This is a genomic window from Bacillus sp. YBWC18 (assembly GCF_002998775.1).
Lineage (GTDB): Bacteria > Bacillota > Bacilli > Bacillales > Bacillaceae > Bacillus.
Genome location: NZ_PVRI01000001.1, coordinates 275,863 through 300,765, shown reverse-complemented (window position 1 = coordinate 300,765; position 24,903 = coordinate 275,863). Strand labels below are relative to the sequence as shown.

The window sequence follows — 24,903 nt, the reverse complement described above, 5'->3', positions numbered from 1 at the left end:
ATCACATACAATAATTTACAAAGTACCGAAAAGAAACCGCAAAAAGAACAAATGTAGCATCGTAAACCTTTGGCACATTTCATGATCATCACAAAACAAAAAGGCAGACTCATTTCAGTCTGCCTTCATCTTCTAGATTTCCATGAGAACACCTTTTGTCTTCAGGTAATCTGCAATGAATCATTTAACCACTCTTCACAATGTTTTATAAGCCATCTCAAATATTCCACATATTGACCTACATGATAGCCATCACAAACAGCATGATGTACTTGAATGGCGACTGGCAGGATGATTTTTTCTTCTTTCATCTTAAATTGACCTAACGTAAATATTGGCAGTAAATAAGTTTCATCTGTAGATATATTAAGATGAAAAGAAGTGAAATCAATCCACGGCAGACTTGAAATATTGAACATGTTTTTTGGCATATGAGGTTTTGGAAATAGTTTGCTGCTTTCGCTAAATGTTTCAATGTCCGCTGCACAGCTTTTATAAAACTGAGCAAAGTTTTCGTCATAAGGCGTCCAAATACTTGAAAATGTCTTTGTTTCTTTATTTAGAATCGTATAACTAGGATGGAGAATATTCCAGTAACCAAGTTCATCGTTGACTTGATCCATCCGAAATTCCGGTATTTTCTGAACAGCTCTTGCTAACAAATAAATTTGCACAGGATATACTTTTAGCTTTTTTTCTTTTAATATTGCATGCAATGTCGTGATGTCTAGATCGATCACCAGGCTATATGAGCATCGGGTTAACGTCATATAATGATGAAAGTGCTCTTTTCTCGGATAATTTTCGTCTATTTGTTTAAACATTTTTTATCTCCTCCTGAATGTGATTTCATGTATTCAGGAGGAGACTTTATCTGATTTCACCACCACAATCATCCTTTCAAGAGATATGTCATGTTTCTGTCTATCACAACTATGAGTTATAACGGTTTCATTCAAAGGCTACCATAAGCTTAACCTACGATAAAGCCTCCAGCAACTCTTGGTAAGTAATCTTGCCCAACGTGAACTTTTCTAGTGCTATGTATTTTTTCTCCGCTGAGGTATTCATTCTATTATGACATTCATTGACTAACTCATTTTCATTTGGTAATGGCTCATGTATATGTTCTTTTTTTCGAAAAGCTTCATAGTATCTTATACCAAATATTCTCTGGGACATCGCATTGATGTGAATTCCGTCTGGGTTAGATATAAGACCTTTCGCAGTAACATAATAACAATTTTCATTATGATGTGCATATTTTTGTAGTTCCTCATTAATACGTTGATATTCCACACACCCTGCGCCAAATGCCACCTTTCCCAAGTAATCGCCCAAACCTCCTATTAAAAGCGGAATGTTAGGTACAGATAATTCAGTTCTTAGTTCATGAAATAATCTTAGTATTTTTTCATAGTATTCTTTGTATTTCCCATCTTGGCTGTCACTTTCTCCTTGATGCCATAATATCCCGACCAATTCGCTATTTTCCTTTGCAAATTTAGCTTCATTTATTGCATGACGAAATAATGCTCCGTCTAGCGACCACTCATCAATGGAACTGCCACCTTCGGCACATGGAATAAGACCAATCTTCTCTCCTTCATGATCCTTGCACCAAGCCTCCGCAAAGGAAGCCGCCAGTCCTACACCAGCTACCGGCCTATCAAAATGAATGGGTTCAGTCATCATTTGCCATCTACCATTTCGCAACATCATGATTCTTTCATTATAAATCGGAGGCACTTCATGCTTGAAGCCGCGCCCCGCCATATTTGATTGTCCAATTAGTAAAAGTGACTTCATATCTTTCTCCCCTCCACTGAATATTTTATCAAATGTGTATTCTCCTGAACGTTATCAGTTTACCCTTCCACTGTTATTTCTAGAATTTAAACAATCTCTTGAAATTCCCTTTTTAGATTCATGTTTGTCTATTTTTGTCTAAAGGATAGTAAAAAGGAATTACTTATTGTAAGATCCTTATGCATCTATAAATCAGGAGGATCTACTATGAAGAAATATTTTATATTATTTTTTACTTGTTTATTATTGTTAACAGCTTGCAGCAGTGCAGCATCTACTAAAAAACAGCTCACCACAAACAATCTTATTGAAGCTTTCAAAAGTGCTGGGCTTGAAGCAGAAAAACCAACTGATCTTAAACAAAAAGAGTTTGGCAATATAAGAGAAGAAGGAAAAAGGATTCTCATTCCCTCTTTAGGCGAAAATGCTGGTGGGAGAATTTTTAAATTTGGAAATGAAACTGATCTTAAACAGGCCAAATCTTATTATGATGAGTTGGGCAATGCTGGATCTATGTTCTTCTCTCACACATATTCAAAAGGGAACTTCCTATTACAAATGAATGGAGAAATGAAAGATTCTGAGTTTCAAAAATATAAGAAAGTGATGGATGAGGAAATAGACTAGTTTTATTTTTCTTTTACTTATTGCTTTCTAATCTTTAAAAAGAAGGATTCTTTACGCTGGTCACTAATTCAGCTGGCGGCGAACAGTTATTCGGATTCAGAAAAACTCTCCCCCCTTGTTGCAACTGGCTCGAACCATCTACCTCTATCCAGTCAAGGTAGAGGTATAGAATTTTGTCATTACCAGTGACGCCCTCTAATTCACTTCTACCGTTGCTACAGAATCTTTTTATCCTCTCGTATTCCATCGTTTTTTAAGAACAAAAAATATTACCTTTTTATTTTTAATCTTTGCTATTTATGTTTTTTCATAATTAATATACCTGCATATTGTACCGTTCAAACCCCATAACAAATAACCTATTTACTTCATTTATTTACAAATGATAACATTCATTAGAGTAGGAGGAATATTTCTAACAGCTAAAACAAAATATTGCATTACTAAATAAGCCTAATTTCTAAAATATATTCAAAATAGGAGTTTATTATGGAAAAACTAAGTTCTTCTAAAGGTTTAATATTATCAGGGGTTGCAGGAATTTCTGTGTTTATATTCACACCTTTTGCAGAAGCAACTGCTACTAAAGCTCTCGAAAAAGAACAGTCCTCTTCTTATTCATCTGTAAAATCTTCATTTGATCTATCAAAAGAGCCTACAATAGATGAGATTACACAGTATTGGAATCTCAATGAAGAAGAAACAGCAAAGTTCAAAAAAGCAATAAAAGAAGCTCAATCAAAAACAAACGGAGAAACTGCTCTACATGGTAAATTCACTTCGGCTATAAAAGCAATTACCAACAAAACTGAAAGTAATGATAGGCGGTGTTACAGGGTTAGAAACAATTCTAATCACTCTAGAGCATTATACAGGCGCTCTTGAACATGGTATTTATTTAGGCGCTCTTAAAGTGACTGGAAGTGAAAATGCAGCATGGTGGGTTGCCAAAACCATCATGTTGTTCGTTTTTTAAATGAACTAAAACACACCTAAATGCTGAAACAACAAGGAGGTGCTTGGTTAGTGACACAGGAAAATAAGGCATCCAAAGGTTTATTAATTACTTTACCGGTCTCTATTATAGCTATTGTATTGATTTTAGGGAAAATTGATACACCTGTAACAAATATTTTGTTTTATATAGTAGCTTTCGGTGTAATGGGTTTAACTGTTTCAAGCTTAATAAAAGACTACAAAAAAAAGAAAGATTGATTACTTGTCCAGGGAGCTAATTTATGTAGCTGTAAAAAACAGGATAATGAACCCTTCAATAGAGGAAACAGGCGTTACCAAAATACGGTTTCATGATCTTAGACCACTGTAAGAAATTATTTTATTGTTAAATGGCGCACCTGTCGTAAATTAAATTGACACACTGAAAAAAATACAGTGTGGTTTTTAATTTTGCTAATGTTTTCTTTTATTTTAGAAATACAAAAGCTGCTATTAACCCGTATAAAAAGGTCTTGAAATGACTTGGCGCTTCATAGACCTCTAAAAGCTGGGACGGGGGAATAATGAAGCTCATGCATGCAGTAATAGAGATACACAGCCTCTTTGTTCCCGGCCTTTATTAGTTTTTTGCTTCTGTTTCAAGGTTCTCAATTTCATCTTCATACCCGTTGACCTCAATAGTTTTGTTTAACCAGTTCGCATATTCACCGCCGACAGATAGGACACGCTTTGCCACTTCGACTGGATCTTGTGTGCTGTATGCCTCACGCAATTCCTTTGATTTGAAATCAGGGTAAATGGTTGATTCAACCGCAATACGTGCATAGAAGCGTTGAGAATCCAAATCTTTCACACGTCCACGACCTTTGACATTCTTGTAAGTCGTGTTTTCTTTCTCCAGTTCATCGATGCGCTCCGTTGTGATCGCTTTGAATACGAATGGAATCACTTTACCTTCTTTATCAACGAAACGCTTTGAAATGATTGATTTGACCTCTTCCGCTTCTGTTGTTTGTCCTGGCATAAAGAATGAAAGATCATATACGTTGTTTGTTTGTTTTTCGCTCATGTTTAAAAACTCCCTTTGATTTGTTTTTTTGAATGCAAAAAAGCACATCCATTTTTGAATGTGCTTTCCAATCCTTTCATGTATAATATAAATCGTACATATGAACGGCTTATAAGGGCGGCCTGGCTCACCCCATATGAAAGGGGGTGATGCTCATGTCAACGTTCCAAGCGATTTCCCTAATGCTTTTATTTGGGATGTTTATCCTTGCCTTGTTGACGTATATAAACAAAAAATAGGCCTCCCTTGACCGTGGAAAGTTTTCGGGATAACCTATTTCCTGCTTAGCTTCACCATGTAATTAAGCCAGCCCTCTTGTGGGCCTCATTGTACATTGCCGGGATGTTACAGCATCCTGGCTTCTTTTTATTTTATGCAAATTGTTTTGCATGTAAACGAATTTTTTTCTTGAAAGGTAAATGGGTTAATTTTTATCCCTTTTATCCCAATCATTTAACAAAAGTATATCATATCGAGGACTGAAATAAAAATAACATATATTTTAGTCATGCCTAAAGCCTTTTCTGAAATTAAAAATTGTCCTTCAGCTTCTCAGGAAGATCAAAGTCCTCAAACATGAAAGGAACCTCTTCTTCTAACGCCTCTAAATCGTCATCCAATCCAGCAATTTTAGCTGAATCAAAGTTCACATCAAACAATGTGACGCGTTCTGTGCCTCGGCCAGATGATTTGTCATCCAGTACAGCTTGGCAAACGTCACGATCTTCATTTAAAGCGATCATGATGTCGATTTCAGAATCAAAGCCTGTAATGCCGCTTCCATCTTGGAGCTGCGTGAGATATTGCGTGATGAGTGTTTTCACCAGCTGCTCTCTTTAGAAACAGAATGCCTGATCTTCATTTCACTCGCTCCTTGCCGAATAAGCACCACCTTACGCTATTCGCTTAAATAGATTTTTGAATGATGACTACACTCCGAGAGGATGCCAAGTACAGTTCATCATCATAAAATGAAAAACTGTCCTCGATACGGCTGCCGCAGACCAGCTGCTATCCAGGCTCAGAATATCCCTCTCGTATGGCCACATTCCTCATCACCTTTGTTCCGTATCCAGATACGCCATTGATAAGGGAAAGGCGCGTCTCCCAATAAAAAAAGCGGACACCAATCAAGGCACATAGAGTGCTCAATGATCAGCGTCCGCAGGTTCTTCCTTCTGGACAAAATATTCACGTTCGTTTTGCTTGTTTCTATCATACGATGATCCACTCAGGAAAAAAAGTCCTCTTTTTCTCGACTTACAGCCAAATAAACACAAAAAAACCTTGAAAGCCAGTGGCCAATCAAGGTTTTAAACCATTTTCTAGATACTATTTATTACTTCATCTACAGATTTACTAAACATATCAGGGTCTTCATTCTTTATTTCAATTAATAGATCTTTAATATTATCTACTATGGATGGATCCTGTTTTGATAGTACATTGCGATAAACTAATCTCACTTCAGGATGGTTAAGAATCCTGTAATGTAGAATTTCAACCCATTCTGCAGCTTGGTTAAGAATCTGGGGAATCGCCTTAGCAATGTAAGTGAGCCCTTCTTCTGTATTATTTTTATATAACCTTTCTATTCCATGAACTAAACCAAACATAACTTCAAATTGTTCAGTATCGTCATCAAAAACCAAACATAAATCCGGGATAACCGAAACACTTCCATAATCAAGTACTTTTGCCAAAGACTCTTCAAACTCTTGTACTTTATTTTCGTTTTCTAAAAGTCGATTATCGTATAAGCTTTTTAATTCTTGCTTAAGATCCAAAGGAATTCAACCCTTCCATATTTACTTATTGAACAAATTAGGATACTGTTCTCTATTTTTATTCATTACGGTTTTTAAACCTTGTCTTATCTCAGAATTGTATAAACCATCTTTTATATATATTTTCCGGGCATCCCAAATATCATAAGCTAATGCATCGCGATAATTAAGTTCTAGATAATCCTTCAATTTTTGCCCCGATAAACCATATGTATATGTTTCACGGTGTCTACCACCAGTACCAGGATGTGGTTGTTCCATATTCATACTAATACCATTGTTTCTTTTTATACCCGACTGTTTCATTTTTGCATCGGCCGGCATATGATGAGGAGTAATATTATCAAAAGCGGTTCCTTGCTTAACCAGTTCTTTATACGTTCCAACTTTCCCTTCGTTAGGAAGCAGAGTTTTCCCAGTATCCTTAACCCCCATCTTACCATGAAACCCTTTTGTTCCAAACGGTAAAATCATTCCAAGCGCTTCATTCATACTCGCTTCCTGCTGTTCTTTCGAGACCTTATTTCCAAACATATCTCGCCCCGTAATCGCTTCGCTGAAACCGTTGGTGGCGGTGATGCCATATAAACCTTTTTGTGATGTTTTTAAGGCGTCAAAGGACTTTTGTGACGTCTTGTAGACGTCGACTGCCTTGACTGCGGCTGATGTGGCTTGAGTCGTTTTATAGACAGCCTTTCCGCCTTTGAAAATGCGCCCTGCCCAGCCGACTATTGGAATGTAGCCTGCCGCTGCCATGCCGCCTGCGGCGACCCGCTGTCCTGCGGTGAGTTCTTCCCCTGTGATTGGATCAACGCCAGTTGCGGCACGTTTTGCATCGTTCACACCTGTCAGCTCATTCACGATGTTCCCGCCATAGTCGAGTGCTTTTTCATACCAAGGACGGTTTGCGAGGGTTTCTTGTTCCTTTGCGATCTCGCGGGCTTCTTCTTGTTCTTTTTTGATTTTGAGATATTCAGAAGTTTGCTTCTCAATATCGCTTTTTGCCTTGTAGATTTCGCTATTTTGATACGCTTTCTTGTCAAAATTCATAGGCGAAATCGCTTTTCCGTCATTTGTGGCATTCATCATTTCTGCGTACAATGCCAATGTAGCCTGCTGCTCCGTCTCTGACAAAGCATATTCATCTTTTAAATTTTGATCAAGCTCTCTTAGGTCTTTTACTGTCTTTTTTCGCTCGTCTTCCGCATCTGCAATCTTTTCATCAAAGCTTTGACTATCAAATACTTCTAGAGAGATGAGGTCGTCGATGTCTTGAAAAATCGTTTTAAGCGCCTTTTTTTGATCCTTCACAATGCTTTTGGCATTTTTGATGCCCATATGTACAGCGTTGTCTAAAAAGTGTTCTTCTACAAAGGTATCGCCGCCAAAGCTTGTATCATCTAGTATCCCAGAAACACCTTCATGGAACGCTTTTTGCTTATCAATGAAGCTGATAAACATGTCCACATTTCCAGCCAGCTCTTTGTAGAAGCTTTTAATGTTATCGGCACCTTTTCCTGTGAAATCATCACCGAGGTTTGCCATGCCTTGAAGTGTCTTTTTTAAATCTACCATTTGTTCGCGGAGTTCCTGGTAGTGTTTTACCCTTGTGTCCATGGCACTTGTTAGTGCTTTTGCATCTAGTATCTTCCCCAGCAGAATTCACTCCTTCTTATTCATTGACAAGGTCAATTTTACCAACACACAATTTGTCATTAAATAGGAATAAAGATACAAAACTTCACTCAGATGATTCAGAGTAATGTTGAAAGGGTTATATACTCCTGAATCGACGCTTTGGAGAAAAGAGGTATTTTATGATGAAAATGAAAGATAGTAGACTGATTGAATGCTTTATATGAGCGCAAGAAACCTTACTTTAGAAAAATTGAAAAATCTTGTTTTAGATTTAACAATCTATCACCATTGTTATTATAAGGAAATATAAGAGTGATTGCATGATTAGAAAACTAAGTTTAACTATTTTTGTTTCATCAGTCGTTTTATTTTCTTTACTGTTCGCCCCTTTGTCGTCTTTGGCCACCACGAATGAAGATCCTAATTGGATTGATTTAACCACCAAGAGTTCTATTGTTAACGGGAAAAAAGTAGAATATCAAAAAGCAAAGATTCGAGTACGGACGGACCAACTAAATTGCAGCAAATTGCAAAGGAAAACGGACTAGAGGTTGAAGCTTCTTACGAGAGTTACATAGCCTACGATGAAGATGGTAAACAAACTTCTTCCGGTGTAATTACTTCTAAAAGTCAGAAAAATTCATTAGAGAAACAAGCAGCAAACATTGTGTATCTCGCCTATACTTTTCTTGGGGGAAAAGTGAATAAGGTCTTGCATGGTGTTGAAGTAACAAAAGTGGTAGGTACTCCTCCCGCTACACTTGAAGTACAACAAACATTGTGTCAAAGTGGATACTACAATAAACAATTCACCTGTCCGCATGTAATTAAAAAAACTTTTTTGGGATTACAAATTAAAAAAGGCGCAGAAGTCCATCAGTTTATTAAAGTAGATAAAACTAAGTTTTGGAAATATTCAGGGTGGGGAATTGCAACATGGGCTGGTAAGCCACCTTCAATAAAAACATTAAAGTGGGATGAAGGCCTATATCTAACAAACAAGAAGGGTATGTTTTTTCCAAACTATACTGACAAACAGTCTGGTTTGAATTTGCAAGCTCCTCCGAACGCTTTTATAAAAAAAGTTCCAAAAGAGAAAAGAGTTAAATGGGGAAATAAAGAGCGCACAACTTATAGAAATTGGTATGAAAAGAAGTATGGCGGAAAAACATGGGTAAAATTTGAAATTCACCATCAACTACCTAGAGAATATGGTGGAGGAAATATGACAAAGAATTTAATTCCGGTTGAAAAATCATTCCATAGGCAAGAAATTAATCCTTGGTGGGCATCATATTAAAAAAGACTCCTTTTGGAGTCTTTTTTAAATATTTTCGTAATAACCTTTGACATCTCGATTTATTTCCCAATACTTAACACCATTTGAGCTTAGCAGACGGTCAAACCATATTTCAAAATTCGATCCTAAATTTTCGGCTTCTTCAAATGAATCTATTGAATCTAAAAAGAACATATAATCTAATCCATTACTATATCTGTTTGTATCAATTACATATCGTCCATCAAAATGATACCCAATTAATATACACTTTTCAGGAAGATCTTGAGCCTCATTATATTTAATGACATCATTTGTACTAAGTATTTCAATACCGTCAATTATGTCGATTCCATTATGTAATCTAAGAAATTCCTTGTAATCATTAGGGAATTTAACCTTAAAGAAATTTTCTAAATCTGCAATTTCCTTCTCAGTTGCGGGATCATTAAAATGAAAATAGGGGTCTTCTAAAACAAAACCACCAGGCTGTATCAATGGAAATGCCCCATGACTGTCAAGAATTTTTTTTAATCCTTCAAGAGTCTGCTTAATCAAGTCACCCTCTCTAATTTTCGCCAACTCCCCTCATAATTGTTAAATCTATTATATAAGCTTTCTTGAAAAATGGATATTAATTTAAAATCAGGGGAGAGGTTTTTTTACTTCACCAGCACTCATATGATTCCAAGTGCTGTGGAAAGGTTAAACGTCGCTTGCTTCTTCAATTTGTAATACCGGTCTTTTTTCAGACCCAGTTCTTCACACACCTCCAAATCCTTCACCGCACGTGATGTCAAGTTTTTCATCCGAATGATGTCTTGCTCAATTTCATCTAGGCTGTTTTCTAGCGCTCTTTCTATCTGCCGGACCTTCAGTTCATTTAAAACTTCCTGGTTCCTGAGAGAAGGAAAAGGCCTGTCGCACCGTTTGGCTCCTGTTCCTTTCTGTTTTCCTCCCTCACTTTCAAGGATGTATAAACCTTCAGCCTTGAACAGAGCATTTCGGACTTGCTTCTCATCGATCCCTGGCAGTAAACACAATTGTTCAGATTTCATCCTACCACTCCTTGAAAGTTCATATTAAAATTTTCTTATAATCTATCTAACTCTGAAAACCGTTCGTATTTTTACAAAAATATCCTTGAATTTTTTATAAAATATAGGATAATTAGGTGTGTCAAAATAAACAAGGGAGTGTTTTAAATGAGATTAAAAAAAGTTTTAACTTGTTCCGCTTTATCCTTTGCTTTACTTGTTTCTGCATCTCCTGCATTCGCTTCAACTTCTAATGCAGACAGCAACATTAGTCAAAAGGTAATAACTCCTCAAGCTGAGCTGAAAACTATTCATCTAAAAGCCAATACACAAGCAGGATCTTTCTTATGTTTCATATCTAAAAGAAAATGCTTCAACAGAAGATGATGGTACTTGGACAGGCAAATATCAAGGTTGGTATTAAAAATGAGATAGGAGGGTGACTGTAACCCCCCTATCTCATTTTTAATTAGCTAACTTTAAAATATATAGCTGCCATCACTATGCCTGTTTTAATAATTTCAGAATCATTAGCAATTAACTTATTTTTGACTGTTCCCTGCAGGTGGAAGCTCCTGCTATTTTATTTTGTGTGAACTCGAGTAATTTAAATTTGTGAACTGGCCGTCGCGTGTAGTGATTTCCGTTTTCCCGTAAATAGATGCTGCAGCTAAAAACGCTTCGTTGGAATAGCCATCTAGGATAATGACTTTCACATCTCCTTTGGTCATATAGTTACCAATGAAGATGCTAGAGTCTATATGTTTGTAAGGATTATTCATGCGCACAAGGCCTCCCATGTTAAAATGAATTGTCGAGATTCATTAGAATGGAAATGAGATAATCACTAATATTTATTTCATAATGACTTTGGTGATTCTTTTTATTACACAACCTCTACTTCCAAATGCTCTAAAATCAAAAACAAACACAAATTAAAAAACACTCGACTACATGATTTAAGACATACAATGATCGGGGGCTGGTGAGAGCAGTAAAGCCGGACTAGTGCTAAAACAATCTTACATATTTATGGTCATGTCACAAACAAATTAGAATTTAACACTGCAGAACACTTTAATCGTTTTAATCCTAAAAATACTGAGAAACAATCTGGTGGATAAAGTTCGTCCCCAATTCATCCCCTCTCAAAAGAAATAAAACAAATATCCGTTGTCAAAATAACAAAAAACCCTTGCTAGGCAAGGGTTTCAACGATGATTCCGACTGGGCTCGAACCAGCGACCTCTACCCTGTCAAGGTAGCGCTCTCCCAGCTGAGCTACGGAATCGGGTTATGTATCAGTTCTGGGCTTTCTGTTACTGACAGTCTCTATTATATAACCATAACGATAAGACGTCAATGGTTTTGTTCAAAAAAGGTCAAAAAGCCGGCAGCCGGACCGGCTTTTTTCTCTCTTTTATGATTGGTTTACAAGAACAGGCTTAAGTTGATCTAGTGCTTGTTTGAAGTCGCGTTTGAGGTCTTCTCCGTTTTCTACTCCTACACTTAATCGAAGCAGGCCGTCCGTAATCCCTCTTTTTTCTCTTTCTTCTTTTGGCATAGCAGCATGTGACATTTTGGCTGGGTATGACAGAATGGATTCGACGGCGCCAAGGCTGACGGCGAATACAGGTAATGTGACAGCATCCACTAATTCTTTGACCGCTGCTTGGTTTTCTAATTCAAATGAGAGGACTGCTCCAGCTCCGCTTGCTTGCTTTCGCTGAATGTCCGCCCCTGGATGGTCATCTAAGCCTGGATAGTACACTTTTTTCACCGCAGGATGCTCTTTGAGAAATGAGGCCAGTTCGAAGGCCGTTTGGCTTGCTTTTTCTAATCTGACCTGAAGGGTTTTTAACCCTCTTAACACAAGCCAGCAATCCTGCACGCCAAGCACCGCACCGAAGGAGTTTTGCAGCGAATAGAGTTCTTCTCCCAGCTTCTCGTCTTTCACGACAGCTAAGCCTGACAGTACATCACTGTGACCGCTCAAAAATTTCGTTGCGCTGTGCAGGACTACGTCAACGCCAAGGTCCAGCGGACGCTGAAGAGCAGGTGTTAAAAATGTATTATCTAAGAATGTCAGACAGTCATGTTCTTTGGCAAGCTGGACGACGCTCCCAATATCCGTAATACCTAGAGTCGGGTTGGACGGTGTTTCCATGTAAATGACTTTTGTATTCGATTGAATGCCTCTTTTGACTTCATTCAAATCGGTCATGTCCACAAAAGTATGCTCGATGCCAAATCGCGAAAGAACTTGGGTGATCATTCGAAATGTACCACCGTACACATCTCTTGTGACAAGGACATGATCGCCCTTTGATAATAGAAGAAAAGCAGTTGAGATGGCTGCCATGCCTGATGCAAAAGCAAGCCCTCTTGTTCCTCCTTCTAGCGCCGCAATCGTATCCTCTAATGCTTGACGTGTAGGAGTCCCCGATCTTGAGTAGTCATATTGACCAAATTCATCGAAGCTGCTTTGATGGAATGTGGATGCATGCTGAATTGGCACACTGACTGCACCTGTTGAACGATCTGTTTTAAACGCATTATGAACGAGTTGGGTTTCGAGTGTCCAATCGTGTGTGGTCATTTGGCGTGTACCTCCTCTTTCACTTGTGATAGTGCCTGTTTCAGGTCTGCTTTCAGGTCATCTACGTGCTCAATGCCAACGGAGAAACGGAGCAGTTTGTTACAAACGCCATTTGCAATGCGAATTTCCTCAGGAATATCCATGTGCGTTTGCGTCGCAGGATACGTAATAAAGCTTTCGATTCCGCCAAGACTTTCAGCAAAACAGATCGTTTTCAGCTGCTTCAAAAATGGATTGACCCAGTCCTCCTTGGCTACACGGAATGACAGCATTCCTCCCTTGCCTGGGTAAAGGACATCTTGAATTTCTGGCTGTTTCTTTAAAAACTCTGCCAGCTCCTTCGCATTTGCCTCGTGCTGGCGCATTCTAAGAGCCAGTGTTTTCATTCCTCTCATTAAAAGCCATGAGTCAAACGGAGATAAAACGGCTCCAATTGCGTTTTGATGCTGGAACATGTCTTCAGACAGCTGCTCTCCTTTTGTCACCATAAGACCGGCAAGGACGTCATTGTGTCCGCCTAAATATTTGGTTGCGCTATGGATGACAATGTCCGCTCCAAGTGTAATCGGCTTTTGCAAAACGGGTGTGTAAAAGGTGTTATCGACAATGACCAAAGCGCCATATTCTTTTGCAATCTTTGCTATTTTTTGAATATCTGCTTCCTGCATAAGTGGATTTGTCGGCGTTTCAATAAAGACCGCTTTTGTGTTTGGCGTGATTTTAGAACGTAAACAGTCTTCATCTGAAAAATCATCGTAAAGAAAACGTAAGCCGTACTTTTTCCATTCGTTTTCAAACAAACGGTATGTACCGCCATATAGGTCTGATGAGACGATGAGTTCATCTCCGCTTTCAAATAATGCCATGATCGTTTGGATCGCAGCCATTCCCGAACTGAAGGCAAAGCCGGCCGTCCCTTCTTCGAGTGAAGCAATCGCATCCTCTACAAGCTGCCTTGTTGGGTTTTTCGTTCGAATGTAATCAAATCCGGTTGATTCCCCTATGCCTCTATGTCTGTATGCTGTTGAAAGATAAACGGGGGGACTGACCGTGCCAGTCGCCTCTTCGCTGCGGTTTCCAATTTGCGCTAATGTCGTTTCCACATGTTCTGTCATTTGACACCATCCTAAGTAAAAATCTGATTTCAAAACAGAAAACCCCTTCTTCATAAGAAGAAGGGGTTTTAATCGCTTCCTCTTATCTTCCAAGCAAAAAAGCTGCTTGCTGGATTTAGCACCTTGGTACATCACATGAAGTGATGCATACCGGTTGCTGAGGTTTCAAAGGGCCAGTCCCTCCACCTCTCACGATAAGAATGTGTTGTCTGTCTGTTCTAATTCTTAATACTGTAACGCATTAAATCTCATTTTTCAAGAGGAATCGAACCAATTAATTAAAATTTTCTGTATTTTATAACAGATTCGATGTCAACTGAATGGATTGCATGTTAGCATATAGGAACAACGCTGTTTTTCATGTTACAATGAATGGAAACGTTTCACTTTGTGATGAAATTGGTTAGCTGGAGGAATGGATTATGGTGAAGAAAACAGGCATTATTCAAGAAGAAACCTTACATTCAAAAGAACTTGGGGCGGATATGACCCTTTTGATCTATTTGCCAGTCAATTACTCCCCCCTTTATACATATCATGTCATCATTGCCCAAGATGGTCATGATTATTTCCGCTTAGGCAAAATAGGCAGACAGGCGGAAGAATTGATGCAAAACAAAGAAATGGAACGCTCGATTATCATTGGTGTCCCTTATGAAAATGTCTCGGAAAGACGGAATACGTATCATCCAGATGGCACAAAGTTTGAAGCGTATAAACGCTTTTTAGCAAATGAACTTGTCCCTTATATTGATACGCACTATCCAACCTATCAAATTGGCTCAGGACGCACGTTTATTGGTGATTCGCTAGGTGCTACGATTTCCCTTATGACAGCGATTGATTATCCTTCTTTATTTGGCGGGCTGATTTTGCAGTCTCCTTACGTTGATGATTCAGTCCTAGAAGCCGTTAAACAGTCGACATCCCTTTCCCCTTATGCCATTATCCATCAAATTGGGCTGGAAGAAACGGCTGTGAAAACGACAGATGGCCAAGTGCTTGATTTTATTCAGCCGAATGAAGATTTAAAGGCGCTTCTTGAACAGTCAGGTGCGGATTATTTATTTGAGACATTCGAAGGGGATCATAAATGGACGTTTTGGCAGCCGCTCATTGCGCCTTCGTTAAAAAGAATGCTCCCATATTCGTTAATCAACTGAATTTTGTTATAATAAACAATAATAAATACTTTCTTAATCAGGAGGGAACACGATGAAATACGGAGTTGTTATATTTCCATCAAAAAAATTGCAAGATATTGCGAACTCTTACCGGAAGCGTTATGATCCGAACTATGCACTTATACCGCCTCATTTAACATTAAGAACACCTTTTGAATTAACGGATCTAGAAGCGGCTGAGGTCGTCTCAACGTTAAGAGAGTATGCAAAAAATGCTTCTCCTATTACGTTACGTATTAAAAAATTCAGTTCATTCGCTCCTGTAAACAACGTCATTTATATGAAAGTAGAACCGAACGAGGAAATCATGGCGCTCAATGAAAGGTTGTACGCAGATCCACTTGCTGGCACACCTGAATATGCTTTTGTTCCGCATGTGACAGTAGCTCAAAAACTATCAGATGATGAGCATTCAGACGTACTTGGTACATTAAAGCTGAGAAAGATTGACCATGAAGAAACCGTGGATCGCTTCCACCTTTTATATCAGTTAGAGAACGGATCTTGGACCGTCTATGAAACATTTATTTTAGGAGAAGAGGGTTAAAGACATTTGAAAACAGTCATCGCAACAGCACAAACACAACGAGAAGATGCATACTACGTTCGAAAAGAAGTGTTCGTAAAAGAACAAGAAGTCCCATTAGAGATTGAAATAGATGAACTAGAGGACGAGGCCATTCATTTTGTCATTTATAATGATGAAATGAAGCCTCAAGCAGCCGCTAGACTGCGGATCATTGAAGGGCCAAAGGCAAAGCTTGAACGAATTTGTGTGTTAAAAGAGGCGCGCGCTTTCGGCCTTGGCCACAAACTATTAGAAGCGCTGGAAACAGAAGCCATTGCTAATGGAGCAAAGGAAGCGGTTATGCACGCACAAGTCCAAGCTCTTCCTTTCTACGAAAAGAAAGGCTACAAAGCCGTTTCTGAACCGTTTGAAGAAGCAGGGATCACACATGTCAAAATGACAAAAACACTATCTGTTTGACCAAAAGAAAAAGCCAGAGCATCCATGATGCCCTGGCTTTTCTTTATCATCGTTCGTCAAGGTAAGAAAGCGTAATCATTTATATATATGCATTAATATGAACGCCTTTGCCTTCTTCCATAAACATATCTCGTACAAAACGTTCCCGCTTTTTTTGCTGTACTTTCGTTTCTGCTTCTGTCACTAAGTCCTCTTTTTTCTCCAGCTCTCTGTATACCTTGTCATGAAAGGTGCGAGTAACCTTTGTTACTTTCGCGTAGTCTTCTTTATCCTGAGGAGCAGGACGATTGATATATTGAAAATACAGATCCGGCTGAATCGGGGCTATATATCCCATCAAGAACGCCTCCTTTGCTTCTCTTCTACTCTACTATTCCCTAATTATGACTGTTTGAAACACGTCTCATTTGATATGATTAGATGTGTTTCTTTTTAAGATTGATTAACTATTGGAGGACTAGCTTTGAAATGCGCACGACGACATGATCGAACGATCTCATTACATACGTATTCGAGAGAACATTATCAATTCCTCCATGACGAGGGAAAAAAAGGGCACTTATCCTGCCCATATTGCGGACAACCAGTCTTTTTCAGATTAAATATACATGAAGAACCTGCCTTTATTCATAAACATATGACTCAGCAAGAGATGTGTGAACAAGCAGAAGAACAAGAAGATCAGAAAAAAAATGCAGAGCAAGAGGAAAGTGCTTCCTATAAAGAACTTGGGGGCTTCCGTTTTCCAACAGGTAAACAGATCATCTCGCAAACGAATGAATCATATGACTGGCAGGAACCAAGGTCGATTCAATTTAGCGATGCGTTACATTTAGAAGAGAATGAACAAGCACATACCATCGATCTCTTTCCGCATATTACCTTTAGCACACCGCAGCTTCAAGCTGTCACACATAAAGACGGTCCAATGCTGGTGCTGGCTGGCGCTGGCAGCGGAAAAACAAGAGTCTTGACAGCTAGAGCGGCATATCTCATGTCACATCATCATATTCCTGCTCACCATATCTTACTCGTGACTTTCACCACAAAAGCCAGCAGTGAAATGAAAGAAAGACTGCGCAAGCAATACCAGCTTCACCCATCACAAGCAAGCCAAGTGGTGACAGGCACCTTCCACAGTCTTTTTTATAAAATGCTGCTTCATGACGATGCAAGCAAATGGAACGGCCAGCACCTGATCAAGTTTGACTGGCAGAAGGAACAGTACATTCGGAAAGCCATCATAAATGAAGGACTTGATGAAAAAGACTACCCTACCGATCAAGTACTGCAATCGATCGGCTTTTGGAAAAATGCTTTTTTACCAGGCGAGCTTCCTGATTTGAAGGATGAAAAGGAAAAACACATGTGGACGATCTATCAATCTTATGAACAGCAAAAACGAGACAATCAGCAATTTGACTTTGATGACATGGCAATCGCCTGCTTGCACATGCTGACAGAACAGCCTGAACTGCTGAAACGATATCAAGAACGGTTCAAGTATATTTTAGTGGATGAATTTCAGGATATTAATCCAGTTCAATATCAATTGATTCAGCTTTTAGCTGGAGAATCTGAGCAGCTATTTTGTGTAGGTGATGATGATCAAGCCATTTATGCCTTTAGGGGCAGCAATCCTGCTTTCATTCTTGAATTCAAACGGGACTATCCTTCGGCTCAAATCGTCCATTTACATGCGAATTACCGGTCGCATCATACGATTGTCGCAAGTGCGGATGCCATTATTAAGAAAAATCAACATCGTTATGAAAAAACGTTAAAAGCCGTCCGTGCGGAGACAATCCCGCCTACGCTCTTTTATCCATATGACGAGGAAGAGGAAGCGACCATGATCGTGGCAGATATTCAGGAGAAAATTAAAAACGGCACAAAGCCGAATGATATCTGCGTGCTCTTTCGCACCAATACAGGAGGCCGCGCGATTTATGAGCGTCTGCATCAATCCGCGATTCCGTATGAGACGGAGGCTGGTGTCAAAGCCTTCTACAGCAGACGAATTGTTCGGGTTCTTCTCGCCTTTCTCTCTTTAAGTCAGGATGCCGACGATGTGGCTGCTATGAAACAGCTGCTTCCGGTTTTCTTTTTAAAGCAGCAGACCTTGAACACGATGAAGGCACTGACCATCACGGAAGATTGTTCAATGATAGACGCACTCGGAAAACTAACAGATATTCAGCCGTTTCAACGGAAAAAGCTGCAATCCATTGTTCCTCTGTTCCGCACGTTACGAACGTTAAAGCCGTCTGACGCTGTGGCGTTTATTGAACAAAAGATGGGACTTGGTGATTACTTAAAAAAACGAGTGAACGATACGAATGTGCTTGAAAAAGGGGCGGATGATGTACGAGATGTAAAAACCGCCGCCAAACGCTTTGAAACGATTGAAGCCTTTCTCGCACATGCCGAACATATGAAATCTGCCGAAAAGGAAAAAACAGATGAACCAGGTGTTCAGCTCATGACGATTCACCGCGCAAAGGGACTTGAATTCCAAACGGTGTACATCACTTGTGTGGTCGACGGAGCACTGCCTCATGATTTCTCACTCGATGAACTAAGAAACGGTGATGAAGAAGCCCTAGAAGAAGAACGCCGTTTATTATACGTGGCCATGACAAGAGCTGAACAATCTCTTTATCTATCTGTTCCATCATTTAGACGAGGAAAAACCGCTCATCGCTCGCGCTTTTTGTATCCCCTACTAAAGAAAAACCGAGAATTATTCACAGAAAAACAACAGGCCCCCCTTTAAGCGGAGAGCCTGTTGTTTATTTTTTGTTGTTCATCATTTTAGCGATTGTATTGAAATCAAGCTTTTCTTTTCCACTTGTTATCGATTGAACGATTTTGTCTTCCATTTCTTTAGGTACACGCTTATTCGCAAGCTGCGCTACTTTTTTAATGACGCCTCGAACCGTTGCTTCATCTTTAAAGTTGGCATTTTGCAAAGAACCTGCAAGCTTAAAAACATCGTTCATATTCACACCCGTTTTATTTTCAACGCTTTTAAAGAATTTATTATCCATTCATTTGCCTCCTCTTTGTGGAGTAATCACCTTACTATATGAAAATAGGCGAGATATGTGCCTATCCTAAAGCCTTGTTTGCCCAAAGAGAAAGGAAAGCAAAAGGCTCCCCCCATTGCTTCCCTCACCTTCTTACTGTTTAGTTAAAGAAAGAAGCACCAACGATGATTAGAAGGATGAAAAGCACGACGACAAGAACAAATGTTGATCCATATCCGCCGCCATAACCTCCGCCGTAGCCGCCGCAAGAACCGCCACCGTAACCGTAACAACTCATATATAAGCACCTCCTCTTCTCCCTTACAAAATATGAAAAATACTACAAATGGTTTGGACGATCACATAAAAAATTGCGGAATTTTTATTTCTGCTGTTTAAAGACGTAATCTGCCTCTCCATGACGCATCATGAATGCTTCTGTTTCTTTCGCAAAAGCATCCATCTTCTCGCCAAATACCTTTAAGTGCTGCTCAAGATCATTCGCTTTATCCGCTAGATCCATTTCACCCTTTTCGTGCGCTTGTTCTTTTCCATCATGAGGTTTAGTGAACAAGGAGCCGATTAATTGTTCGAATGCATCCATTCTGGTCACCCCTTCTCTCTTACATATGCATCACTCAAAAAAAGGGCAACAAAAAAACCGGATAAATCCGGCTTTTGTTTTCTGTTCTATTGAGGTTTCTTTTTCTTTCCACAGCCGCAATCTGCTTTTTTGATTTTCTTCGTATAAACAGATTGTTGATTTGACTGCGCTGGATAACCTTGAAGCATATGTGACGGTGTTTCAGTTGGTTTCATCGCAACCCTTCCTTTCCTATTCCATGATAGTATATGCATTTTTTGAAAGCGTGTCTGATCAGTATGCCTGTTTATTTCACCAGCTTTGAGACGATCGCTTCAATAATGCCTGCTGCCGCGGCAATTGCTAATAGTAAATTAAGCCACATGCTGATGACAGGAAATAGTATGTATATCAGAAGTAAAGCAGCAGTGCACCACATGCCAGTACACCAATAACAGCTTAACAGCTCTCCTACCCAAGACCGCAGCCCTTTACCTTTAATGATGATATATGTCTCCACTTCACCTTGTTCATTGACCTCTTCCTGTTCTTCATGAAATAAACGGCGGAAAGGAGCAGTAATGGTATCAAACACAATCAGCCTCGTCAGTCTAAAGGATGCGAGGGCAAACACGACAAATGACAAAGCACCACTCAGGAGCCTCCACCTCCTTTTTTCTTCTTTTTTGCGTCCTTTCTTTATATATGCAAAAAGAAAGACCGCCATGATGAATCGATCGGAAATAAAATTGGGTTGTACTTTTTCACGCTTTCCGATTCCACCTTGAGCCTCTGCTGCATTAAATAATGTATAGATAAGAAAGGAGTGAAAGTATTGTCTATTGAAGAAAGTGCTGATTTATTATACACACAACTGTTAAACGAATTAATCAGCAGTTATGATGATTTCATTGAGATCAAAGATTCCGAAAATGTCACAATTCATAAAACAGATGTAACAGCTGCACTCTCCCTTCAAGCGACCGTAACGACAATCATTACTCTTTTAATTCAACTTCTTGTACCAGACGATGAATTGGCTGCAGACATCACAGATCAGCTTTTATCCACACAACAAGTGACAGTCCAAAAGAAAACTGTGATTCAAATCATCAACTGCTATAACATTACGATTACATTATCAGATGCATCCATTATGAACTCCGTCCAAATTCTCACTCAAACATTGAATGTACTCTTAGTTGAAGCCGGCATTCTTTGACCCTTTCTTTTCTAACATGACGTATGAAAGAGGTGAAATCATCGTGGCTGAAGAGAACGAAAAAAAGGAGTTTCAAATCAATACTGATGTTGATCCATTAACGAGTCTTCTTGTAAGTGATGTGTTAAACAAAAACAATATCACAGATGATCAGAAAGCAAATATCTCAGATGATCAAAGAAGAATGATTTTGAAATTAGTGGAGGACTTGCAAAAGAAAGCAAATGATTTCGTAGAACAGCAGCAGGAGAAAAAAAGGCAGGCTGAGGCAGCAAAACATCCGGAAGAAGTACAGCCTGAACCAAAAGTACGTCCAAAACGAAATTCACTTCGAGATCGTATTCAGCAGCGCCGTGATGCGCAGCGTAATAACGATTAAATAAAAATGGGTTGCCTGCTAGGGTAAATGCCCGAGACAAAACCACGCATTCCAGCATTTAATAAAGTAAACGGAAGGAGGAATAGAAATGGATTCTAAACCATATTCTTGGGTCGCTCTAGATCGTAACTGTACACACCACGGACACCACGGACACCACGGACACCACGGCGATTACAACTATGAAAGAAAAGCAGTTTGTGATGGCCACTATTATGATGATGAAGATGTCTTACAAGAATTTGATCAAGTAAGCTTCACAAAGCAGACATCTGAGGAAGTCATTATCGTCAGAGACTCTTGTGACATTAACGTCTCTTCTGTTGATGCACAGGTTGCAGCATCTATCCAAGTAGCTGTTCAAACAGCGATCATCACCATTACAAATATCTCAATCGCAGACGGTGATCTGGCTGACCGCGTCACACAAGATCTTTTACAAGCCGCTACTCACAAACAAACAAACCGCCAGAAACTTGTCATCGAAAATTCAAGAAACGTTACAGTATCGACAATCGATGCGGATATCTCGATCGCGATTCAAACACTTACTCAAACTCTTGTTGCGACAATCGTTGCAATTGGTATCCTCTAATGTCCAAAAGCAGAGCGAAAAGCTCTGCTTTTCCTTTTATAAAAATACAACAAATATAAATAGTCATTTACCCACACCAACTAGAGGGCGCATACATATGTTGTTAAGGACTAAAGTCAAATACCTTGTTAAAGGAGCTGAAATCCATGAGCTGCGGAAAACACCATGGCCGACATGATGAAAACTGTGTATGCGATGCGGTTGATAAGATTTTAGCAGAGCAGGAAGCTGTAGAAGATAAGTGTCCTACGAGCTGCTACAGTAATTTATTAAGCCCGACAGTTTCTGGAAAAGATACAATTCCGTTTTTAATTTTTGATAAAAAGGGCGGATTGTTTTCTACTTTCGGAAACATTGGAGGATTTGTTGACGATTGCCAATGCTTCGAATCCATTTTCTTCCGGGTTGAAAAATTACACGACTGCTGTGCTACGTTATCTGTATTAAGACCTGTTGATGTACACGGACATACGCTAAGCGTGTGTCACCCTTGTGACCCTGACTTCTTTGGTCTAGAAAAAACGGACTTTTGTATTGAGGTTGATCTAAACTGCTTCTGTGCGATCCAATGTTTAAACCCAGAGCTTGTCGACAGAGTCATGCCATCGAAAGATAAAAAGCATCATCACCACGGCTAAACCAATCGTCCGTTGACCTAACTTGTCATGAGTCAAAGCATCCCCTTCCTTACGAATGACAGCCAATCATGCGGAGCAGTCAGCATAAGAGCTGCCGCTTCCGCATTGATTGAAAGTAGAAGTATCAACCGGCAAAACAAAAAAGCTTGTAGATGATGACAGTGCTCAAACACTCAAACAAATTTCCTAGTATAGGAGGGTTGAATATGAGCCGCAAACATTCATGGAGCTGTGTAGCAGAGGCTGTTGAAAATATTAACGACTTACAAAATGCCGTCGAAGAAGATTGCCCGACCAGCTGTTACAGCAATCTCCTTTCTCCATCACATTCATTAGGTGACACTGTCCCGTTTGTTCTCTTTACATCCAAATCAAAACCATTCGTCGCATTCGGAAACGTCGGAGAAGTAGATGCAGGTCCTTGCTTCAGCACTGCATTTTTCAGAGTCGAACACATCTCTGATCACTGCGCAACACTCAGCTTGCTTATCGCATTTGACAAAGACCGTCATATTTTAGATTTTACAGATAAAGATTCCGTATGTGATGTGTTCCGATTAGAAAAATCGAAGTACTGCATTGAAGTAGATCTTGACTGCTTCTGCGCAATCGAGTGCTTAAATCCACGACTCATCAACCGTAACTGCTAACAAAAAAAGTCCCTCTATGGGACTTTTTTTATTCGTTAAAAGCCAAGCGGATGAATCGAGGAAATTTCATCTATTGCTAATTCAACTGGATTTCCCCCGCCCGCTGTTCGAATGACCACTAGATCTTCTTTTCGATCCATGATAATCCCTCTATATGTTTTACCATCAGCTTCAATCAGGCAAAGGGCTCTTGGCATATTATGAGGCAGGCTTGTGAGAAAATCGACTTTTTCGTCAATACTCATCTGACTTAAAGGCTTTTTCACTCGTTTTCTTCTAGGTTCTTCTTTTGTTTCATGAAATACACCTTCTGGCGGCTTTTCCTCTTTTCGCTGGGGTTTTCGTTCTTGTATAAGTTCTGGTTCTTGTGTGATGTCTTGTTCTTGTGTAAGCTCTGCTTCTTGTGTGATGTCTTGTTCTTGTGCAAGTTCTGCTTCTTGTGTGATGTCTTGTTCTTGTACAAGTTCTGCTTCTTGTGTGATGTCTTGTTCTTGCTGAAGTTCAGGCGGCCCGACTTCTTTTTTCTTCTCTATTTCTTGAGCCACGGGTTCCTCGTGCGTGCTTTCTTCGATCACGTCTTTTGCACTCTGATGACTTTCTTGCGGTTTTTCTGATTTCTTTCGCTTTCTCACGATATTTTGCATGGCCGGCATTGATTCATCATAGCTCGGCTGAACAATATACATAAGCGGCTTCTGGTTCTCATCACCTTTATTTGACATACTAATCCCTCCCGAATGATTCATTCCTTATATATATGAGCAGATGTCTCAAATCAGAAGAAAAATAAAAAACAGCATACCATCTTTGGTATGCTGCAAGTCAATAATTCGTTTAGCGGGCAATGATATGGAAGCCAGAATCAACATGCAGATTCTCACCTGTCATGCCGCGTGATAGATCACTGAATAAGAATAGAGCTGTATCGCCAACTTCTTCAGGAGTCGTTGTACGGCGAAGCGGTGCACGTTCTTCAATATCCTTCAGGATTGTATTAAAGCCGCTGATGCCTTTTGCAGACAGCGTACGAATTGGACCAGCAGAAATACTGTTCACACGGATACCTTCTGCGCCTAAATCAGCTGCTAAGTATTTCACACTTGCTTCAAGTGCTGCTTTCGCTACACCCATTACGTTGTAGTTAGATACCACACGCTCTCCTCCTAGGTATGTAAGCGTGACGATGCTTCCACCTTCTGTCATCAATGGACGTGCTGCTTTTGCTACAGCTGTTAATGAGTATGCACTAATGTTGTGCGCCAAAAGGAAACCTTCACGGTTCGTGTTTAAGTATTCACCGACAAGCTCTTCTTTGTTTGCAAATGCAATCGCATGCGCAACGCCATGAATGACTTGTACTTTTTCTTTAATTGTAGCGAAACATTTTTCAATCTCTTCGTCACTTGTCACGTCACATGGAAGAATGATTGAATCATTGCGCTCAAGTGTGCTTGCAAGTTCTTTTACAGATTCAGCAAGACGATCTCCAACATAAGTAAAAATCAAACGAGCTCCAGCTTCGTGAAGTGAGCGGGCAATTCCCCAAGCGATGCTTCGTTTATTGGCAACACCCATCACCACGATATTACGGCCTTCTAAAGAAAAGTTCATATGTAATAAAGCCTCCTATTTTTTCAAGACATAGTATTAGTACCTGATCATAATATTATCACAGATCATGAGAGAATGACAATTTCCGCTGAAAGAAAGTTTCTTTT

31 protein-coding genes, 1 tRNA gene, 5 pseudogenes and 1 riboswitch are annotated in these 24,903 nt (G+C 39.5%); of the genes and pseudogenes, 15 read left to right on the top strand and 22 right to left on the bottom strand.

Features of this window, described 5'->3' with window-relative positions:
- Positions 1-161: 161 nt before the first annotated feature.
- Both catA and C6348_RS01610 read right to left on the bottom strand, forming a co-directional pair.
- Positions 162-824, bottom strand: a complete 663-nt coding sequence (catA, locus tag C6348_RS01615; RefSeq protein WP_106041610.1) for a type A chloramphenicol O-acetyltransferase — start codon at positions 822-824, stop codon at positions 162-164.
- Positions 825-978: 154 nt separating this feature from the next.
- Complete coding sequence (locus C6348_RS01610) at positions 979-1,809, bottom strand: sialate O-acetylesterase (protein ID WP_106041608.1); 831 nt, start codon at positions 1,807-1,809, stop codon at positions 979-981.
- Between the two features lie 207 nt (positions 1,810-2,016).
- On the opposite strand from C6348_RS01610, the gene C6348_RS01605 reads away from it, so the two are divergent.
- The 3 genes from C6348_RS01605 to C6348_RS01595 all read left to right on the top strand — a co-directional run bounded on the left by C6348_RS01605 (position 2,017) and on the right by C6348_RS01595 (position 3,651).
- Entirely contained in the window at positions 2,017-2,436 is a 420-nt protein-coding gene (locus C6348_RS01605) for a stress protein (protein WP_106041606.1), read from the top strand.
- 489 nt (positions 2,437-2,925) lie between these two features.
- Positions 2,926-3,321, top strand: a complete 396-nt coding sequence (locus tag C6348_RS01600) for a hypothetical protein (protein ID WP_223251504.1) — start codon at positions 2,926-2,928, stop codon at positions 3,319-3,321.
- A 141-nt stretch (positions 3,322-3,462) separates the two neighbouring features.
- Positions 3,463-3,651 (top strand): hypothetical protein, encoded by a 189-nt coding sequence (locus C6348_RS01595; RefSeq protein ID WP_034663164.1) that lies wholly within the window; start codon positions 3,463-3,465, stop codon positions 3,649-3,651.
- 208 nt (positions 3,652-3,859) lie between these two features.
- Here C6348_RS01595 and C6348_RS19010 read toward each other — a convergent pair.
- Positions 3,860-3,971: pseudogene (locus C6348_RS19010) on the bottom strand (hypothetical protein).
- Positions 3,972-4,012: 41 nt separating this feature from the next.
- Positions 4,013-4,462 (bottom strand): phage tail assembly chaperone, encoded by a 450-nt coding sequence (locus C6348_RS01590; RefSeq protein ID WP_106041604.1) that lies wholly within the window; start codon positions 4,460-4,462, stop codon positions 4,013-4,015.
- A gap of 149 nt (positions 4,463-4,611) precedes the next feature.
- Here C6348_RS01590 and C6348_RS19215 point away from each other — a divergent pair, with 149 nt between their 5' ends.
- Entirely contained in the window at positions 4,612-4,701 is a 90-nt protein-coding gene (locus C6348_RS19215; protein WP_074041930.1) for a putative holin-like toxin, read from the top strand.
- Between the two features lie 291 nt (positions 4,702-4,992).
- On the opposite strand, the pseudogene C6348_RS01585 reads toward C6348_RS19215, so the two are convergent.
- The 4 genes and pseudogenes from C6348_RS01585 to C6348_RS01575 form a co-directional block, all read right to left on the bottom strand.
- A pseudogene (locus C6348_RS01585) lies at positions 4,993-5,172 on the bottom strand (phage tail tube protein); the annotation flags it as partial.
- 6 nt (positions 5,173-5,178) lie between these two features.
- A pseudogene (locus C6348_RS19005) lies at positions 5,179-5,292 on the bottom strand (hypothetical protein); the annotation flags it as partial.
- Positions 5,293-5,787: 495 nt separating this feature from the next.
- Positions 5,788-6,249, bottom strand: a complete 462-nt coding sequence (locus tag C6348_RS01580) for an Imm30 family immunity protein (protein ID WP_106041602.1) — start codon at positions 6,247-6,249, stop codon at positions 5,788-5,790.
- Positions 6,250-6,270: 21 nt separating this feature from the next.
- The gene (locus C6348_RS01575; protein ID WP_411266097.1) at positions 6,271-7,866 is read right to left on the bottom strand and encodes a ribonuclease YeeF family protein; all 1,596 of its coding nucleotides are present in this window, start codon (positions 7,864-7,866) and stop codon (positions 6,271-6,273) included.
- 538 nt (positions 7,867-8,404) lie between these two features.
- On the opposite strand from C6348_RS01575, the gene C6348_RS01570 reads away from it, so the two are divergent.
- Entirely contained in the window at positions 8,405-9,187 is a 783-nt protein-coding gene (locus C6348_RS01570) for a hypothetical protein (RefSeq protein ID WP_223251503.1), read from the top strand.
- 24 nt (positions 9,188-9,211) lie between these two features.
- Here the strand turns inward: C6348_RS01570 and C6348_RS01565 are convergent, their stop codons facing one another.
- Together C6348_RS01565 and C6348_RS01560 are read right to left on the bottom strand one after the other, a co-directional pair.
- Positions 9,212-9,739: an SMI1/KNR4 family protein gene (locus tag C6348_RS01565; protein ID WP_106039795.1), complete on the bottom strand. Its 528-nt coding sequence runs from the start codon at positions 9,737-9,739 to the stop codon at positions 9,212-9,214.
- A gap of 104 nt (positions 9,740-9,843) precedes the next feature.
- Positions 9,844-10,224, bottom strand: a pseudogene (locus tag C6348_RS01560) (ArpU family phage packaging/lysis transcriptional regulator).
- A 147-nt stretch (positions 10,225-10,371) separates the two neighbouring features.
- Between C6348_RS01560 and C6348_RS01555 the strand changes: the two are divergent.
- A pseudogene (locus C6348_RS01555) lies at positions 10,372-10,627 on the top strand (LCI family antimicrobial peptide).
- Positions 10,628-10,781: 154 nt separating this feature from the next.
- Here the strand turns inward: C6348_RS01555 and C6348_RS19000 are convergent.
- The 4 genes from C6348_RS19000 to C6348_RS01530 all read right to left on the bottom strand — a co-directional run bounded on the left by C6348_RS19000 (position 10,782) and on the right by C6348_RS01530 (position 13,917).
- Entirely contained in the window at positions 10,782-10,985 is a 204-nt protein-coding gene (locus tag C6348_RS19000) for an XtrA/YqaO family protein (RefSeq protein WP_106041600.1), read from the bottom strand.
- 436 nt (positions 10,986-11,421) lie between these two features.
- A tRNA-Val gene (locus C6348_RS01540) sits at positions 11,422-11,494 on the bottom strand.
- A gap of 129 nt (positions 11,495-11,623) precedes the next feature.
- Positions 11,624-12,802, bottom strand: coding sequence for a cystathionine beta-lyase (metC, locus tag C6348_RS01535; RefSeq protein WP_066031025.1), 1,179 nt, complete (start codon positions 12,800-12,802; stop codon positions 11,624-11,626).
- A complete protein-coding gene (locus C6348_RS01530; protein ID WP_106041598.1) occupies positions 12,799-13,917 on the bottom strand; it encodes a methionine biosynthesis PLP-dependent protein in 1,119 nt (372 codons plus the stop codon). Before C6348_RS01530 ends, metC begins: the two co-directional genes overlap by 4 nt.
- Positions 13,918-13,996: 79 nt before the next feature.
- A riboswitch (SAM riboswitch) is annotated at positions 13,997-14,118 on the bottom strand.
- Between the two features lie 221 nt (positions 14,119-14,339).
- On the opposite strand from C6348_RS01530, the gene C6348_RS01525 reads away from it, so the two are divergent.
- From C6348_RS01525 to C6348_RS01515, 3 genes are read left to right on the top strand one after another with little or no spacing between them, the layout of a single operon-like run.
- A complete protein-coding gene (locus C6348_RS01525; protein WP_106041596.1) occupies positions 14,340-15,080 on the top strand; it encodes an alpha/beta hydrolase in 741 nt (246 codons plus the stop codon).
- Between the two features lie 52 nt (positions 15,081-15,132).
- Positions 15,133-15,648, top strand: coding sequence for a YjcG family protein (locus C6348_RS01520; protein ID WP_034663172.1), 516 nt, complete (start codon positions 15,133-15,135; stop codon positions 15,646-15,648).
- 6 nt (positions 15,649-15,654) lie between these two features.
- Positions 15,655-16,089, top strand: a complete 435-nt coding sequence (locus C6348_RS01515; protein ID WP_058014269.1) for a GNAT family N-acetyltransferase — start codon at positions 15,655-15,657, stop codon at positions 16,087-16,089.
- 79 nt (positions 16,090-16,168) lie between these two features.
- Here C6348_RS01515 and C6348_RS01510 read toward each other — a convergent pair whose 3' ends face one another.
- Positions 16,169-16,426, bottom strand: coding sequence for a hypothetical protein (locus C6348_RS01510; protein ID WP_034663177.1), 258 nt, complete (start codon positions 16,424-16,426; stop codon positions 16,169-16,171).
- A gap of 126 nt (positions 16,427-16,552) precedes the next feature.
- Here C6348_RS01510 and C6348_RS01505 point away from each other — a divergent pair, with 126 nt between their 5' ends.
- A complete protein-coding gene (locus C6348_RS01505) occupies positions 16,553-18,865 on the top strand; it encodes a UvrD-helicase domain-containing protein (protein WP_106041594.1) in 2,313 nt (770 codons plus the stop codon).
- Between the two features lie 16 nt (positions 18,866-18,881).
- Here C6348_RS01505 and spoVIF read toward each other — a convergent pair whose 3' ends face one another.
- The 5 genes from spoVIF to C6348_RS01485 all read right to left on the bottom strand — a co-directional run bounded on the left by spoVIF (position 18,882) and on the right by C6348_RS01485 (position 20,359).
- Positions 18,882-19,139 carry a sporulation-specific transcription regulator SpoVIF gene (gene spoVIF, locus C6348_RS01500; RefSeq protein WP_003212292.1) on the bottom strand — a complete coding sequence of 86 codons (258 nt, stop codon included), beginning with the start codon at positions 19,137-19,139 and terminating at the stop codon, positions 18,882-18,884.
- 139 nt (positions 19,140-19,278) lie between these two features.
- Positions 19,279-19,416, bottom strand: coding sequence for a YjcZ family sporulation protein (locus C6348_RS01495; RefSeq protein ID WP_003212017.1), 138 nt, complete (start codon positions 19,414-19,416; stop codon positions 19,279-19,281).
- Between the two features lie 84 nt (positions 19,417-19,500).
- Positions 19,501-19,722 carry a hypothetical protein gene (locus tag C6348_RS01490; RefSeq protein ID WP_060596024.1) on the bottom strand — a complete coding sequence of 74 codons (222 nt, stop codon included), beginning with the start codon at positions 19,720-19,722 and terminating at the stop codon, positions 19,501-19,503.
- A gap of 86 nt (positions 19,723-19,808) precedes the next feature.
- A complete protein-coding gene (locus C6348_RS19135; protein ID WP_258182060.1) occupies positions 19,809-19,937 on the bottom strand; it encodes a hypothetical protein in 129 nt (42 codons plus the stop codon).
- A gap of 71 nt (positions 19,938-20,008) precedes the next feature.
- Positions 20,009-20,359 (bottom strand): DUF1360 domain-containing protein, encoded by a 351-nt coding sequence (locus tag C6348_RS01485; RefSeq protein WP_034620057.1) that lies wholly within the window; start codon positions 20,357-20,359, stop codon positions 20,009-20,011.
- A 177-nt stretch (positions 20,360-20,536) separates the two neighbouring features.
- On the opposite strand from C6348_RS01485, the gene C6348_RS01480 reads away from it, so the two are divergent.
- From C6348_RS01480 to C6348_RS01460, 5 genes are all read left to right on the top strand, one after another.
- The gene (locus C6348_RS01480; protein ID WP_106031516.1) at positions 20,537-20,923 is read left to right on the top strand and encodes a spore coat protein; all 387 of its coding nucleotides are present in this window, start codon (positions 20,537-20,539) and stop codon (positions 20,921-20,923) included.
- A gap of 43 nt (positions 20,924-20,966) precedes the next feature.
- On the top strand, positions 20,967-21,302 hold the full coding sequence (locus tag C6348_RS01475; RefSeq protein ID WP_066031768.1) for a spore coat protein: 336 nt from the start codon (positions 20,967-20,969) through the stop codon (positions 21,300-21,302).
- A gap of 88 nt (positions 21,303-21,390) precedes the next feature.
- Positions 21,391-21,897, top strand: a complete 507-nt coding sequence (locus C6348_RS01470) for a spore coat protein (protein ID WP_066031028.1) — start codon at positions 21,391-21,393, stop codon at positions 21,895-21,897.
- A 146-nt stretch (positions 21,898-22,043) separates the two neighbouring features.
- Positions 22,044-22,535 carry a CotY/CotZ family spore coat protein gene (locus C6348_RS01465; RefSeq protein ID WP_034663191.1) on the top strand — a complete coding sequence of 164 codons (492 nt, stop codon included), beginning with the start codon at positions 22,044-22,046 and terminating at the stop codon, positions 22,533-22,535.
- Between the two features lie 206 nt (positions 22,536-22,741).
- Positions 22,742-23,185: a CotY/CotZ family spore coat protein gene (locus tag C6348_RS01460; protein ID WP_106041592.1), complete on the top strand. Its 444-nt coding sequence runs from the start codon at positions 22,742-22,744 to the stop codon at positions 23,183-23,185.
- Between the two features lie 35 nt (positions 23,186-23,220).
- On the opposite strand, the gene C6348_RS01455 is transcribed toward C6348_RS01460, so the two are convergent.
- Positions 23,221-23,907, bottom strand: coding sequence for a CotO family spore coat protein (locus C6348_RS01455; protein ID WP_106036701.1), 687 nt, complete (start codon positions 23,905-23,907; stop codon positions 23,221-23,223).
- A gap of 112 nt (positions 23,908-24,019) precedes the next feature.
- A complete protein-coding gene (fabI, locus tag C6348_RS01450; protein ID WP_034663198.1) occupies positions 24,020-24,796 on the bottom strand; it encodes an enoyl-ACP reductase FabI in 777 nt (258 codons plus the stop codon).
- Positions 24,797-24,903: the final 107 nt, after the last annotated feature.